A 15747-nucleotide genomic window follows, 5' to 3' on the forward strand; every position below is an offset into this window, starting at 1 on the left:
TTATAAAAGTAGTCGTCTATAGTATTAATAACAAACATCAATCAATCAAAAATCAACCAAACCAATGAAAAAACTAATAGGTATTTGCTTATTTCTAATAGCAACTTTAGTACAAGCACAAACGGCAACAAAAAATCCTTTAATTTTTAAAAACGGAATTATTACAGGTAAAGTTTTAGACGGAACACTTAATCAACCTATACCGTACGTAAATATTGTAATTCGCGATTTAAACGGAAAAATTATTACAGGAAGCATTACTAACGACGACGGTACATTTTACATGGATAACATTCCAGAAGGCACTACAACTGTTAGTATAGAATATTTAGGCTTTAAAACTGTAAGTAGAAAAATAACCATAGACAAAGACAATAATAAAATTGATTTTGGAGAAGTTAAAATATTTGAATCTGCAACAAGCTTAGACGAGGTAGAACTTACTGCAGAAGTTTCTACAATACAGCAAAAAGTAGACAGAAAAGTAATTACAGTAGGAAAAGACTTAACAACTTCTGGACCTACTGCAAGCGATATTATGAACAATCTACCAAGCGTTAGTGTCGACTCTCAATCTGGCGCAGTTAGCTTACGTGGTAATGCAAATGTACGCGTTATGGTAGACGGAAAACTTTCTAATATTCCTGCAGCACAATTATTAAAACAAATACCATCAACATCTATTAAAAGTATCGAGTTAATTACTAATCCTTCTGCTAAATATAATCCAGAAGGTATGAGTGGATTAATAAATATAGTCTTAAAAAAGAATATAAAAATTGGCTTTAACGGAAACATTAACTTAGGTTTAAATTACCAAGATAATGCCAGATTTAATAGCTCTATAGATATGAATTACCGAAACGGAAAATTAAACTTCTATGGTAGTTATGGAAATAACATTGCTAAAAATAACAATACAGGATTAATTAGCAGACCAGATAACAACTCTGAGCAACAATTTAGTTTTCTTGATAATAGAAAAAACCATCTATTTAAAGCTGGTGTAGATTTTTATTTAAACGATAAAAACACCATTTCTTTTTTTACAAACCAAAGTATTACAGACTCTAAAAACTTAGGTAATACAGATGCCTTATTTTACAACACACCAAGCCTAAACCAATATCAAACATTTAATAATGTAAACGATAATAATTCGTCTCAATACAATTTTGACTATAAATTAGAATTTGAAAAAGAAGGATCGAATATAGAATTAGAAATAGATTATAATGTTTTTGACCAACAAGAAGATGCCGATTTTAGGTTTTCGAGTGCAACAGATTTAAACAATTATTTAGATTTTGTAACAACAGATAGAGAAAGTACAACCATAAATTTAGATTATGTTAATCCGCTAAGTGATACAGCTAAATTAGAATTAGGTTTACAGGCAAGATTATTTAATACAAATATAGATTACAATTCTACAGGAATTTCTTTAAACCAAATGGGCGTATTTAGGCCAACACCTAGCACTGTTTTCGATTACACTAGAGACATATACTCTGCATATGCTACTTATGGTAAAACTTTAGATAGATGGACCTATCAAATTGGTGTTCGTGCAGAAAATGTTCAAGTTATAGCAGATGCTTTATCTACGGAAGCAACCGGAGAAACAAATTTAATTTCTTTTGATAATGATTATTTTCAAGTATATCCTTCTGCATTTTTTACCTATACTCCATCCGAAAAAAACTCATACCAATTAAGTTTTAGTCGTCGCGTAGATAGACCAGGAATTGGACAAGTAAATCCTATTAGAGAGTGGAGCACTCCATTAATATCTTCTTTTGGAAACCAAAATTTAGAACCACAATTTACTAATTCTATAGAGTTAAATTATACTAGACAATTAGAAAACGGTAGCATTACAGGAGGTGTTTTTTATAGAGCCATACAAGACGAAATAAACCAAGGTATAACTATAGACAGAACCGATGTTACTTCGGGACGTCAAATTTTAACTCATAATAATTATGATGATACTGCTGCGTACGGTGTAGAATTATCTAGCAATTATAGACCAACAAAATGGTGGAGTTTAAATGCTAGTTTTGATGCCTATTTACAAACACAAAAAGGTATTACAGAAGTTCTTTCTACTCCATTAGAAACTGCTACAATTGCAGATATTCAAACTAATGTTATTGAAGTAGATAATATTGCCTATAATTTTAGAATATTTAATAACTTTAAAGTAACTAAAAAATTAAGCTTATCTGCTTTTGCTTTTTATCGTGGTGCTGCAGAAGACTTACAGTTTAAAAGCGAACCTATGTACTTTGTAAATTTAGGAGCTAGACATGATTTTGCAGACGGCAAAGGCTCTTTTAGTTTAAATTTTAACGATATTTTTAATACCCAAGAATTTGGCTTTACAGGCAATAGACCATTTAAACAAGTAGGCGCATTTAATTGGGAAAGCCAAACTATTTTCGCAGGTTTATCTTATAGATTTGGAGGAGGTAAATACAGAGCAAAGTCGAGAAAAAACAGAGATAATAATGAAAAATCTGGAGGCGGATTTTTATAGAAAATATTTAAGATGCTAATTAGTTTTAATGGCAATACAGAAAGTTAATGGTTAGTGTATGTATTGCTATTAAACAAGAAAACCCAAGACTTGATCAGTCTTGGGTTTTTGATTTTGTAAGAATTTTAAACCAAAAAAAATCCAAATAATAGTTAAATAAATACTAAATATTGAAAATCAATAAGTTACAAATAAAAAAACGTTATATCTTTGTATCAATTAATTCTTTAATACAGTTTTTCATTAAATAGTTATTGAGTTGATTAATAGCAATTAAATCCTGAAGCAACAGCTTCAGGATTTTTTATGTTTTATCATTTATTATGCACGCAGTGTTAAAATATGTTAAATGCTGATTTTCAGTGTAATAAAATTTAATTTTGAGCGTCTATATAAAAAAGCAACACAGTTAACGAATACATTTAGTTTGAATTAGTCTTCCATTAAAACGTTCGTAAACACGTTAGTTTATATGATTAATAGCAGAAAATCCCAATGTTATGCATTGGGATTTTTATTTTAAAACACACATAAACGTTAAAGTCTGTTAAAGTGCATTTGTTTAACGCAATAAAAAATGAAAACACGCATCTTAAATAGAACACAACTTATAAATACGAATAATTAAATTTGAATTAGTCTTCCACTTTAAAATTCGATAATAACTTAATTTTTTGTTTATAATAAAAAATCCCAATGCCTTATAACATTGGGATTTTTTTATTGTTATATTTTATGTGTTACCACTTAATAATTACACTTCCCCAAGTAAAACCACTACCAAAAGCAGCTAAAACTACATGGTCTCCTTCTTTTATTTTGCCTTCCTCCCAAGCTTCGGTTAAAGCAATTGGTATAGAAGCTGCAGTAGTATTACCGTATTTTTGAATGTTATTAAAAACTTGATCATTACTTAAATCAAATTTTTTCTGTATAAATTGAGCTATTCTTAAATTTGCTTGATGTGGAATCAACATATTTATAGCATCTTTACTTAAATTATTTTTTGCTAAACCTTCCATTATTACTTCGCTAAAACGAACTACGGCATTTTTAAAAACAAACTGCCCATTCATATGCGGAAAATAACTCTCGTCGTTTGGATTGTTATCTTTAATAATATCATTAACCCAACGTTTTCCCATTCCAGGAGCTACTAAAACTAATTCCTCGGCATGTTCTCCTTGAGAATGTAAGTGCGTTGATAAAATACCTTTAGTAGTATCTTCTTCTCTTGTTAATATTGCTGCTCCTGCTCCATCACCAAATATTACTGTTACTCCTCTTCCTCGAGTTGTTTTATCTAATCCATGAGAATGCAACTCGCTACCAATAACAAGAATATTTTTATACATTCCTGTTTTAATAAAATTATCTGCAACAGATATAGCATATACAAAACCAGAACATTGGTTTCTAACATCTAAAGCACCAACTGTTTTAATACCTAATGCATGCTGTACTTGTACTCCTGGACCAGGAAAATACATATCTGGACTAAGTGTTGCAAAAATTATAAAATCTATATCATCTTTATCTATTCCTGCACGTTCAATAGCTTGTTTTGCTGCCTTTACTCCCATGGTTGCAGTAGTATCTCCTGTTCCTTCCTTTACCCAACGGCGCTCTTTTATACCTGTACGCTCGGTAATCCACTCATCATTTGTATCCATCATTTTAGATAGATCATCATTAGTCACTACATTGTCTGGCACATATTTACCAAGTCCTATTATTTTTGAATTGTACATTTAAAAGTCTTTTATTTCACTTCCACACAAATGGAATAATTATTTTTAATTTAAAAACAGAAACGCAATTTAAGTTATTCGAATAAAAGCTTTCCAAAAATTTATTCTATTCATTATGCATGCATAGCTTCTGCTATTTGTTTTTAAAAAAAATCACAGCTTAAAATGTCATCTTGTCACCTTTATACAATTGGCATTTTTGTTGTCTAATCTTCCATAACAAATAAAAACATATTAATTAAGATTCTTGCAATTGCAGGAATGACAAATAAATTTATCATGGCAAAAGGAAATATTAATGTTTCAGTGGAAAACATTTTCCCATTAATTAAAAAATTCTTGTATAGTGATCACGAAATATTTTTGCGTGAACTTGTAAGTAATGGTACAGATGCAACTTTAAAATTAAAGCATTTAACTAGTATTGGAGAAAGCAAAGCTGAATATGGAAATCCAATAATTGAAGTTAAAATTGACAAGGAAGGAAAAAAACTTCATATTATTGATCAAGGTTTAGGTATGACAGCTGAAGAGGTTGAAAAATACATTAACCAAGTAGCCTTCTCTGGAGCCGAAGAATTTTTAGACCAATACAAAGATTCTGCTAAAGATTCTGGTATTATTGGTCATTTTGGTCTTGGTTTTTACTCTGCTTTTATGGTAGCAGAAAAAGTAGAAATTATTACAAAATCTCATAAAGAAGATACTGTTGCGGCACATTGGACTTGTGATGGTTCTCCGGAATTTACATTAGTTCCTCACGATAAAACCGATAGAGGAACAGAAATTATTCTTCACATTGCAGAAGACTCTACAGAGTTTTTAGAAGAAGCTCGAATTGGCAGTTTATTATCTAAGTATAATAAGTTTATGCCTATTCCAATTAAATTTGGAACTAAAGAAGTTAACGATCCAAATCATACTCCAGAAACAACTAAAGACGCTGAAGGTAAAGAAACTACTGAGCCACAGAAAAAAATTACTGTAGATAATATTATTAACAACCCTAATCCAGCATGGACTAAACAACCATCAGAATTAGAGGATGAAAATTATAAAAGCTTTTATAGAGAGCTTTATCCAGCACAGTTTGAAGAGCCTTTATTCCACATTCATTTAAATGTAGACTATCCGTTTAATTTAACAGGAATCTTATATTTCCCTAAGATGACTCAAGATATGAGCATGCAAAAGGATAAGATTCAATTATACCAAAACCAAGTATTTGTTACAGATAATGTAGAAGGTATCGTACCAGAGTTTTTAACTATGCTACGCGGTGTAATAGATTCTCCAGATATTCCATTAAATGTTTCTCGTTCATACTTACAAGCAGATGGAGCTGTTAAAAAAATATCATCTTACATTACACGTAAGGTTGCAGATAAATTAAAATCGTTATTTAATAATAACCGTGAAGATTTTGAAGCAAAATGGAACGATATTAAAGTAGTTATTGAATATGGAATGTTGTCTGAAGATAAATTCTTTGACAAAGCAGATGCTTTTGCTTTATATCCAACAGTAGACGATAAATATTACACATATACAGAGTTAGAAAACGCTATTAAGGCTAACCAAACCGATAAAGACGGTAAAATGGTTATTCTTTACGCTAGTAATCAAGACGACCAACACACTTATATTGAAGCTGCTAAAGCTAAAGGTTACGAGGTATTATTACTAGATTCTCCTATAGTTTCGCATTTAATGCAAAAATTAGAAAGCTCTAAAGAGAACATAACATTTGCTCGTGTAGATGCAGATTCTATTGATAAACTTATTAAAAAGGAAGATACTACAATTTCTAAACTAGACGAAGACCAAACAAAAGCGTTAGACGAGCTATTAAAAGAAGTAATTCCTTCAGATAAATTTATGGTACAATTAGAGCCTCAAGACAGTGATGCTGCACCATTTATGATTACACAACCAGAATTTATGCGTAGAATGAAAGAAATGCAAGCTACTGGTGGTGGTGGAATGAATATGTTTGGTAATATGCCAGAAATTTACAACCTCGTTGTAAATACAAATTCTGAATTGGTTGGTGAAATTTTAAATACAAAGACCAAGAAAAAACAAGAACGTTTAATAACACAAAGTTTAGACTTAGCACGTTTATCTCAAGGTTTATTAAAAGGAAAAGAACTTTCAGATTTTGTAAAGAGAAGTTACGAAATGATAAAGTAAAATCTTTTACGCTTACGCGGAAATACAAAAACCACCTTTTTAAGGTGGTTTTTTGTTAATTGCCTTTATTCTTTTTTTGTGCTAAATTCGTTAATCTTAGAATACAACTTATTATAATCAATATTTATAAAATGAGAATGTGCTATAAAAAGCTTTTTACACTAATTTTTTTTAAAACCTTATAAAATAACAACACATGTATTCTAAAAAATATTTAAAGTCTAATAGTACAGTTATATCTCTATTATTTTTAATTTTCTTTATTAACGAAGCTCATACACAAGCATACACAAAAAAAGAATTGCAAGACTCTCTTGCAAAAACACCTTATTTTTCAATACATAAGGATAATTATTTTATTACAGGTGTTCCAGTAAATAAAGAAATTAATAGCGCTACTGCAGATGCTAAATACCAAATTAGTTTTAAGCAAATACTTACTAGAAGTCGTTTGCCATGGGACACATACCTTTACCTTACATACACACAAAAATCTTTTTGGAATATTTACGAAGAGTCTTTTCCTTTTAAGGATATCAATTTTAATCCATCTATAGCTTTAGGTAAAATACTTTATGATAAAGAGGAACGTTTAAAAGGTTTGGCAACTTTATCTTTTGAGCATGAATCTAACGGACGAGATAGCATTTCTTCAAGAAGCTGGAATAGATTAAGTTTAGAGTATACTACTAAAATTTCAACTAATACTATTGCTAGTTTTAAAGCTTGGGTTCCCTTTTCTTACAGAGAAGGAAATCCTAATCTTTTAGAATACGTAGGTTTAGGAGAAGTAAACGCATCTCACACATTTAAGCCAGATAAATTAATATTTGATATTAGATTACGTAAAGGACTAAATTTACACGGTAAAGGCTCCGTTAGATCTCGCATTTATTTTAATCCATTTAAGAATAATATTTCTAATCAATATTTAATGTTAGAATGGTTTGTAGGTCAAGCAGAAGGCTTATTAAATTATGAACAATCTCAAAGTGCTATACGCATTGGTTATGTAATTAGAACCAACGAGTTTAAATGGTTTAATGGTAAAAACAATAACTAGTTTTTTTTTTAGATTACACTTAAATTATTTGTTAATAAACCTCGTACAATACTGTTTTAATAACACCTTTATTTTTTTCAAGTTTAACAGTAAATAGGTGCTTTACATTTTTAACTTTAAATAGAAATGGAGCTGCTAGCACATCTACTCCACTTTGTTTTTTTAATCTAATACCTTGCCCAGAAATAATATCTTTATTTGGAATAAAATCTCCTTCTGGCAAATGCTCTGTAATAATTACATACTTAAATGCATACAATTTGTTAACTATACTTTCTACCTCTTTATTAGACAGATGCTGAAGTACTTGTCTTAATATAACACAATCGGCTAACGGCAATTGGTCTTTAGCTATATCTAAACAACTAAAATTTAGATTTTTAGCTTTAAAATGGGTTTTATTATAATTTATTAATTCCTCAACAATATCAACCGCAACATAGGATTTTGTAAACATTATTAATTGCTTACCAATATTAAAATCACCACAACCTAAATCTGCAACAGAAATTGGCTCTTTAAAAGATTTAAAAAATGTTGTTAATTTTTTTATGTAAGGGTTTACTATATCTTGCTTATGCGAGCCTTCTCCAGAATAAAAACTTAAACCATTACTTCCCCAAAGTTGCTTTTTGTAAATCTGGTCCATTGCAGCTTTTGTTGGCCAAGGTGTTTTATTCTTTTTGTTTTTTTCCATATCAAAAATCAAAGATAAATTTTATTTCCGTTAGCAAATACATATAAGTATTTTCAAACATTTCAAATACTATTTTTTTTAATACATTAGAGCAAAATATATTTATAATAAACCGTTTTTAAAATGAAATCTAATAGTTTAAAAATTTCAGAAATTTTTAAAAACATGTCTTTTTCTGAAAAAGAAATAGAGATTATAACTTCTTCTTTAAAAAAAACTACTCTAAAAAAAGGAACTATATTAATAAAAGAAGGTGACTTTGTAGATAATATGTATTATGTTGAAAGTGGTTGTCTTAGAACTTTTCATATAGATGTTCATGGAAAAGAACACACCGTACAGTTTGGGATAAAAGACTGGTGGATAACAGATTACACTGCCTATTTTTCATCAGAAAAAGCAATAATGAATTTAGAAATACTTCAAGATTGTACACTTTATGCACTTTCAAAAAACAACAGAGAGCTTTTGTATAATAAGATTCCTCAAATCCATAAATTTATTAGAATTAAGTTAGAACGTGCTTATGCTGCTTTTCAAAAGAGAATATTGGCTAATCTATCGCAATCTGCTACAGAACGCTATTTAGAGTTTATAAACACATATCCGGATATCGAAAAAAATGTAAAAAATTATCATCTTGCTTCTTATCTTGGTATTACAACAGAAAGCTTAAGTAGAATTAGAAAAAAACTAAATTAATTTTAATTTATTACCATACATCAATTTTTTATAAAAACAATCTTAATAGATTTGTAGCTAATTCAATTTTTACAAGTACCACTAAACGTACTTATAGATTAAGTAATAGCATAAAAAGCGCGAGTATATACTCGTGCTTTTTTAATTTACATAATATTGAACATTAGCAAGACTATTATAAAAAACCTTAACGCTTCATTAAAATAAAACTAATGTTTTATTCCGTAATTTTGTTTTATGAAATTCAAAATACAATCAGAATTTAATCCAACAGGAGATCAACCAACTGCAATAAAACAATTGGTAAATGGCCTAAATGCTAAAGAAAAATACCAAACCTTACTTGGTGTTACTGGTTCTGGAAAAACATTTACTGTTGCTAATGTTATAGAAAAAGTACAGAAACCCACTCTTGTTTTGGCTCATAATAAAACTCTTGCAGCACAACTTTACAGCGAGTTTAAACAATTTTTTCCTGATAATGCTGTTGAGTATTTTGTTTCCTATTACGATTATTACCAACCAGAAGCATACATACCAACATCTGGTGTATATATAGAAAAAGATTTATCCATAAATGAAGAAATTGAGAAAATGCGTTTAAGCACGACCTCTTCTCTACTTTCTGGTCGTAGAGACGTTTTGGTAGTAGCTTCTGTTTCTTGCTTATATGGTATTGGAAACCCAATAGAATTTCAAAAAAATGTTATCTCTATAGAACGTGATCAAGAAATTTCACGTACAAAATTATTACATCAATTAGTACAAAGTTTGTATTCGCGTACAGAGGCAGATTTTAAACATGGTAATTTTAGAATAAAAGGAGATACTGTAGATGTGTTCCCTAGTTACGCCGACGACGCTTTTAGGATTCATTTTTTTGGTGATGAAATTGAATTAATAGAGCAATTTAATATACAAACCAACGAAGTTATTGAAGAATATGATAGATTAAATATCTATCCAGCAAACATGTTTGTTACCTCTCCAGATGTATTACAAGGAGCCATAAGAAATATACAAGATGACTTAGTTAAACAACATGATTATTTTAAAGATATAGGCAAACATCTTGAAGCTAAAAGGTTAAAAGAGCGTACAGAATTCGATTTAGAAATGATTAGAGAATTAGGGTATTGTTCTGGTATTGAAAACTACTCGCGCTATCTTGATGGCAGACTACCAGGAACAAGACCTTTCTGTTTATTAGATTATTTTCCAGACGATTATTTAATGGTTGTAGACGAAAGTCATGTTACAATTTCTCAAGTACATGCCATGTATGGAGGAGATAGAAGCCGAAAAGTTAACCTTGTTGATTATGGTTTTAGGCTTCCAGCGGCAATGGACAATAGACCATTAAAGTTTGAAGAATTCGAGGCTTTACAAAACCAAGTATTATATGTAAGTGCAACACCTGCAGATTATGAACTACAAAAAACCGATGGCGTTTATGTAGAACAAGTTATTAGACCAACAGGATTATTAGATCCAATTATTGAAGTTAGACCAAGTCTAAACCAAATTGATGATTTAATTGAAGAAATACAGCAACGCGTTGAAAAAGATGAACGCACACTGGTAACTACACTTACAAAACGTATGGCCGAGGAATTAACCAAATACTTAAGCAGAATAAATGTACGTGTAAATTACATACATAGTGATGTAGACACTTTAGAGCGAGTACAGATTATGCAAGATTTAAGAAAAGGTATTTACGATGTTCTTGTTGGTGTTAACTTATTACGTGAAGGTTTAGACTTACCAGAAGTGTCCTTAGTTGCTATTTTAGATGCAGATAAAGAAGGATTTTTACGCTCCAATCGTTCTCTTACGCAAACCGTTGGGCGTGCTGCCAGACACCTTAACGGAAAAGCAATAATGTATGCAGATAAAATTACTAAAAGCATGCAAAAAACTATTGATGAAACAGAATACCGTCGAGAAAAACAAATTGCATACAATACCAAAAACAACCTTACTCCAAGAGCCCTAAACAAAAGCTTAGACAGCGCGTTAAGTAAAAACTCTGTTAGTACTTATAGTTACGAACTAGAAGCAGCACGTGCAGCAGAGCCAGAAAGCGAGTACTTAACCAAACCTGAATTAGAGAAAAAAATACGAGAGAAACGTAAACTTATGGAACAAGCTGCCAAAGCTTTAGATTTTATTATTGCAGCTCAATTACGTGATGAAATAAAAAGTTACCAAAGCAAATTAGAAGATTTAAAAACATAGCATCATGGAGAACCAACAACAACCAATAATTATAGAACATTTCTACAACGTTTCTAAAGAAAAACTCTGGGAAGCTATAACAAATCCAAAAGAAATGCAAGAATGGTATTTTAACAACATTCCAGATTTTAAAACAGAAATTGGTTTTACAACACAGTTTAATATAAAATCTCACACTAGAGATTTTAATCATATTTGGACAGTAACAAATGTTGTGCTACAAAATAAAATTACATATACTTGGGTATTTGAAGGTATTACAGGAAAATCTTCTACCTGTTTCGAAATTTCAGGAAACCAAAATCAATCTATATTAAAATTAACAGCAACTGTTTTAGAGCCATTTCCAAGTAATATTCCAGAATTTGAAAGAGAAAGTGGTATAGATGGATGGAACTATTTTATAAAAAAACAACTTGACAGTTACTTAAATAGCTAAAACAAGTTGTAAAAATTTTCTATTTAATTATATTGAACTTTAAAAATATCAATCAACACATCGGCAGGTACCATTCTATCTGGGAAACCTTCCATTAAATATAATACTTTAGTAATGCATTCATGGTTTAATCCCATTCTAAGTCCATAATTGTATAATTTTGCAATTTCTTCTTGAGTGCGTTCATCATCAATATGCATTAGCAATACCAACCTATGAAATTGCACAATACGCTCGCTATGAGATTTTAAGTGCATTCTATTTACTGGATGTTTAATTAGGTAATTAAAGTCATCTTTTGATATTTCTAATTGCTTTGCCACACCAAGCAAAAAATTATATTCTATAGTTTTTAGGGATTTATCAGACTTAGCAAAGGCTATCATTTCTGATAATAAACTAAGTTTTTCTACTCTGTTAGGCATAATGCGAGGGAATTAAATTATACAGTATAAAATTAAGAATAAAAGCCAATTTATTATCGTAGAAAGCACGTCGCTTGTCGAAAAATACTTAGCTTTACATCGATTTTAAGTGCTGTTTATCAAAGTGTTACTCTTAAAAAGGAGCAAAAAACACCACAACTCACTGATAATTAAAAATTTAAGCCATGACAAATAACGATATTTTTAAAAAACTAAGAGTCGCACATAAACTGCGTGACGACGATATTATTAAAATTTTAGAGCTTGTAGATTTTAGAGTTTCTAAAAGTGAACTAAATGCATTTTTTAGACGAGAAGACCATCCAAATTATGTAGAATGTGGTGATCAAATTTTAAGAAATTTTTTAAATGGCTTAATTATACATCTTCGTGGACCAATGCCTAAAAAAGGTGAAACATCCAAAAATAACATTGCGAATAAAATAAAATCAACTTCAAAAAACAATAAGAAGAATTTTAATAAACCAAGAGATAAAAAAAAGAGCGACGATTAAGTTGCTCTTTTTATATATAATTTAATGTTTTTTATTTAAACCAAAAACATAAGTTATACAATAGTATTACTCATTTTCGCTTGTTTTCAAACAAAGAATAAGATTTAATACTGGTATTAATGTAAACCAAACAGAAACTCCAGCATCTCTTAATCTTCTTACTGTTGCACTTATTAATGGTATAAAAAACACCAAATTAATAACGCTTCTTATTCCTCTAAAATTCAATCCGTTAGGCTCTATATTATTAGCTTTTAAATACCAAGCTTCTAGTAACCCAAAAGGTATTGAAAGTATAAAAATATTAAACACAACAAAAATTAAAATAAAATAAGTCCAATATTCTTTTCTTCCAGTCTTTCCTTTATAATTAAAGGTTTCTTTAAAAATTTTTACTATATCTTCTATCATCATTTACCATGTGTATTTAATTTCAATACTATTTAATAATATATTTTGAATTATAAATATAAAAAAAAAGAGCAACCTTAACGGTTACTCTTTAATATATATACTGTAAAAGTATTAAGCTAAAACAGCTTGTACTTTATCTGCTGCTTCTTGAAATTCTGTAGCACTCATTACATCTAATCCAGAACTGTCTATAAGTTCTTTTGCAATATCTGCATTAGTACCTTGTAAACGCACAATAATTGGAACGTTTATAGCATCTCCCATGTTTTTATAAGCATCTACAACACCTTGAGCTACACGATCGCAACGTACAATACCTCCAAAGATGTTAATTAAAATAGCTTTTACTTCTGGATCTTTTAAGATAATTCTAAAAGCCGCTTCAACACGTTTTGCGTCTGCAGTACCACCAACATCTAAAAAATTTGCTGGCTCACCACCTGCTTGTTTAATTAAATCCATTGTTGCCATTGCTAAACCAGCACCGTTTACCATACAACCAACGTTTCCGTCTAAGTCCACATAGTTAAGTCCTAATTCACCAGCTTCAACTTCTATTGGGCTTTCTTCACGTAAATCGCGTAATTCAGCTAAATCTTTATGTCTATATAATGCATTCGCATCTAAAGATACCTTAGCATCTACAGCCATTATTTTACTATCACTAGTTTTTAATACTGGATTAATTTCAAATAAAGAAGAATCCGACTCTACATAAGCTTTATATAATGAAGTAACAAATTTTGTCATTTCTTTAAATGCTAATCCAGATAAACCTAAGTTAAAAGCAATTTTACGTGCTTGAAATGGTAAAATTCCAGTTGCAGGATCTATTTCTTCTGTAAAAATTAAATGTGGTGTTTCTTCTGCTACAGTTTCAATATCCATACCTCCTTCTGTAGAATACATAATCATATTACGCCCAGTTCCTCTATTTAAAAGAACAGACATGTAATATTCTTCTGGCTCAGAATCTCCTGGATAGTAAACATCTTCTGCTACTAAAACCTGGTGTACACGCTTACCTTCTGCAGAAGTTTGTGGTGTAACTAAATCCATTCCTATAATTTCTCCAGCAATAGTTTTAACGTCGTCTAAGTTTTTTGCTAACTTAACACCACCACCTTTACCACGACCACCGGCGTGAACCTGTGCTTTTATTACGTGCCAACCTGTACCAGTATCTTCGGTTAATTTTTTTGCTGCAGCTACTGCTTCATCAGCATTTTGTGCAACTATACCACGTTGAATACGTACGCCAAAGCTGCTTAATAATTCTTTTCCTTGATATTCGTGTAAATTCATCTGTTTTAGAGTAAAATTTTAGAAACACAAAAGTAAATAATCACAATTACTTACCCTAATATTTAATTGTGAAAATCTTAATTGTATTTTTTATTGTTAATTATTTAACAATATGTTTAAAATATGTAATATTTTAAATTAAATATTTGTAGCCTTAATCTATAATAATAGCTTTGAAAAAAAATTATCAATGACCAATACGCAATTACTTAAAATAGCTGAAGACTTCGGGAGTCCTGTTTATGTTTACAATTCTAATGTTATTTCACTGCAATATAAACGTCTCACATCTGCTTTTAGCTCTGTAAATAAAGTAAAGATTAACTATGCTGTAAAAGCATTATCTAATATTTCTATATTAAAATTAATGAAAACGCTTGGAGCTGGATTAGATACAGTATCTATACAAGAAGTACAATTAGGACTTACAGCAGGCTTTAAAGCAGAACAAATTATTTTTACTCCTAATGGTGTTTCTCTTGAGGAAATAGAGAAAGCCGCAATACTAGGTTGCCAAATAAATATAGACAACTTATCTATACTTGAGCAATTTGGAACCAAACACCCAGATATTCCTGTATGTATTCGTATAAATCCTCATGTAATGGCTGGCGGAAACACTAATATTTCTGTAGGACACATAGATAGCAAGTTTGGTATTTCTATACATCAAATTCCACATATTTTACGTATTGTAGAAAATACAAAAATGAATATTAACGGTATACACATGCATACCGGAAGTGATATTTTAGATATAGATGTCTTTTTATATGCTAGTGAAATACTTTTTGAAACAGCTAAAAACTTTAAAAATTTAGATTTTATAGATTTTGGATCAGGTTTTAAAGTACCTTATAAGCCTGGAGATATTGAAACTAATATTGAAGAATTTGGCGAAAAACTATCAATTAGATTTAATGAGTTTTGTAAAAACTATGGTAAAGAGTTAACCTTAGCTTTCGAGCCTGGAAAGTTTTTAGTAAGTGAAGCTGGACAGTTTTTAGCAAAAGTAAATGTTGTAAAACAAACTACCTCAACAGTTTTTGCCCAAATAGATTCTGGTTTTAATCATTTAATTAGACCTATGCTTTATGGTTCTCAACATGAGATAGAAAACATTTCTAATCCTAAAGGAAGAGAACGTTTTTACAGTGTTGTTGGTTATATATGCGAAACCGATACATTTGCCAATAATAGACGTATTAACGAAATTAATGAAGGTGATATATTAGCGTTTAAAAATGCCGGAGCTTATTGCTATTCTATGGCTAGCAACTATAATTCTCGTTACCGTCCTGCTGAAGTTTTATGGCATAATAAAGAAGCGCATTTAATTAGAAAGCGAGAAACTTTTGAAGATATTTTAAATAATCAAATACAAATAGATTTAAAACCAAAAAAAGCAAAAATATAACTAGACAATAGCACCATAATTATGGTGCTATATTATTTTGCTA

General features: G+C 30.0%; 13 protein-coding genes. 8 read left to right on the forward strand and 5 right to left on the reverse strand.

Annotated features, from left to right (window positions below; all coding sequences use genetic code 11):
* Positions 1–64: 64 nt before the first annotated feature.
* The gene (locus CLV86_RS07995; protein WP_121051456.1) at positions 65–2542 is read left to right on the forward strand and encodes a TonB-dependent receptor; all 2478 of its coding nucleotides are present in this window, start codon (positions 65–67) and stop codon (positions 2540–2542) included.
* A gap of 740 nt (positions 2543–3282) precedes the next feature.
* On the opposite strand, the gene CLV86_RS08000 is transcribed toward CLV86_RS07995, so the two are convergent.
* The gene (locus CLV86_RS08000) at positions 3283–4293 is read right to left on the reverse strand and encodes a 3-oxoacyl-ACP synthase III family protein (protein WP_121051458.1); all 1011 of its coding nucleotides are present in this window, start codon (positions 4291–4293) and stop codon (positions 3283–3285) included.
* A 279-nt stretch (positions 4294–4572) separates the two neighbouring features.
* Between CLV86_RS08000 and htpG the strand changes: the two genes are divergently transcribed.
* Together htpG and CLV86_RS08010 are read left to right on the forward strand one after the other, a co-directional pair.
* On the forward strand, positions 4573–6486 hold the full coding sequence (gene htpG, locus CLV86_RS08005; RefSeq protein WP_121051460.1) for a molecular chaperone HtpG: 1914 nt from the start codon (positions 4573–4575) through the stop codon (positions 6484–6486).
* Positions 6487–6682: 196 nt separating this feature from the next.
* Positions 6683–7549 carry a phospholipase A gene (locus CLV86_RS08010; RefSeq protein WP_121051462.1) on the forward strand — a complete coding sequence of 289 codons (867 nt, stop codon included), beginning with the start codon at positions 6683–6685 and terminating at the stop codon, positions 7547–7549.
* A 31-nt stretch (positions 7550–7580) separates the two neighbouring features.
* On the opposite strand, the gene CLV86_RS08015 is transcribed toward CLV86_RS08010, so the two are convergent.
* Positions 7581–8246, reverse strand: coding sequence for a class I SAM-dependent methyltransferase (locus CLV86_RS08015; protein ID WP_121051464.1), 666 nt, complete (start codon positions 8244–8246; stop codon positions 7581–7583).
* Between the two features lie 123 nt (positions 8247–8369).
* Between CLV86_RS08015 and CLV86_RS08020 the strand changes: the two genes are divergently transcribed.
* From CLV86_RS08020 to CLV86_RS08030, 3 genes are all read left to right on the forward strand, one after another.
* Positions 8370–8948 carry a Crp/Fnr family transcriptional regulator gene (locus tag CLV86_RS08020; RefSeq protein WP_121051466.1) on the forward strand — a complete coding sequence of 193 codons (579 nt, stop codon included), beginning with the start codon at positions 8370–8372 and terminating at the stop codon, positions 8946–8948.
* Positions 8949–9185: 237 nt separating this feature from the next.
* Complete coding sequence (gene uvrB / locus CLV86_RS08025; protein WP_076733755.1) at positions 9186–11189, forward strand: excinuclease ABC subunit UvrB; 2004 nt, start codon at positions 9186–9188, stop codon at positions 11187–11189.
* 4 nt (positions 11190–11193) lie between these two features.
* Positions 11194–11628 (forward strand): SRPBCC family protein, encoded by a 435-nt coding sequence (locus CLV86_RS08030; RefSeq protein ID WP_121051468.1) that lies wholly within the window; start codon positions 11194–11196, stop codon positions 11626–11628.
* A 23-nt stretch (positions 11629–11651) separates the two neighbouring features.
* Here CLV86_RS08030 and CLV86_RS08035 read toward each other — a convergent pair whose 3' ends face one another.
* Positions 11652–12053: a hypothetical protein gene (locus tag CLV86_RS08035; RefSeq protein WP_076733757.1), complete on the reverse strand. Its 402-nt coding sequence runs from the start codon at positions 12051–12053 to the stop codon at positions 11652–11654.
* 185 nt (positions 12054–12238) lie between these two features.
* On the opposite strand from CLV86_RS08035, the gene CLV86_RS08040 reads away from it, so the two are divergent.
* Complete coding sequence (locus CLV86_RS08040; protein ID WP_076733758.1) at positions 12239–12568, forward strand: DUF1456 family protein; 330 nt, start codon at positions 12239–12241, stop codon at positions 12566–12568.
* Positions 12569–12634: 66 nt separating this feature from the next.
* Here the strand turns inward: CLV86_RS08040 and CLV86_RS08045 are convergent, their stop codons facing one another.
* A complete protein-coding gene (locus CLV86_RS08045) occupies positions 12635–12982 on the reverse strand; it encodes a DUF805 domain-containing protein (RefSeq protein WP_121051470.1) in 348 nt (115 codons plus the stop codon).
* A 111-nt stretch (positions 12983–13093) separates the two neighbouring features.
* On the reverse strand, positions 13094–14287 hold the full coding sequence (gene sucC, locus CLV86_RS08050) for an ADP-forming succinate--CoA ligase subunit beta (RefSeq protein ID WP_076733760.1): 1194 nt from the start codon (positions 14285–14287) through the stop codon (positions 13094–13096).
* A gap of 157 nt (positions 14288–14444) precedes the next feature.
* Here sucC and lysA point away from each other — a divergent pair, with 157 nt between their 5' ends.
* Positions 14445–15704 (forward strand): diaminopimelate decarboxylase, encoded by a 1260-nt coding sequence (gene lysA, locus CLV86_RS08055; RefSeq protein ID WP_282956981.1) that lies wholly within the window; start codon positions 14445–14447, stop codon positions 15702–15704.
* Positions 15705–15747 lie beyond the last annotated feature (43 nt).

The sequence above is a fragment of the Lacinutrix venerupis genome (assembly GCF_003663945.1).
Classification (GTDB): domain Bacteria; phylum Bacteroidota; class Bacteroidia; order Flavobacteriales; family Flavobacteriaceae; genus Lacinutrix; species Lacinutrix venerupis.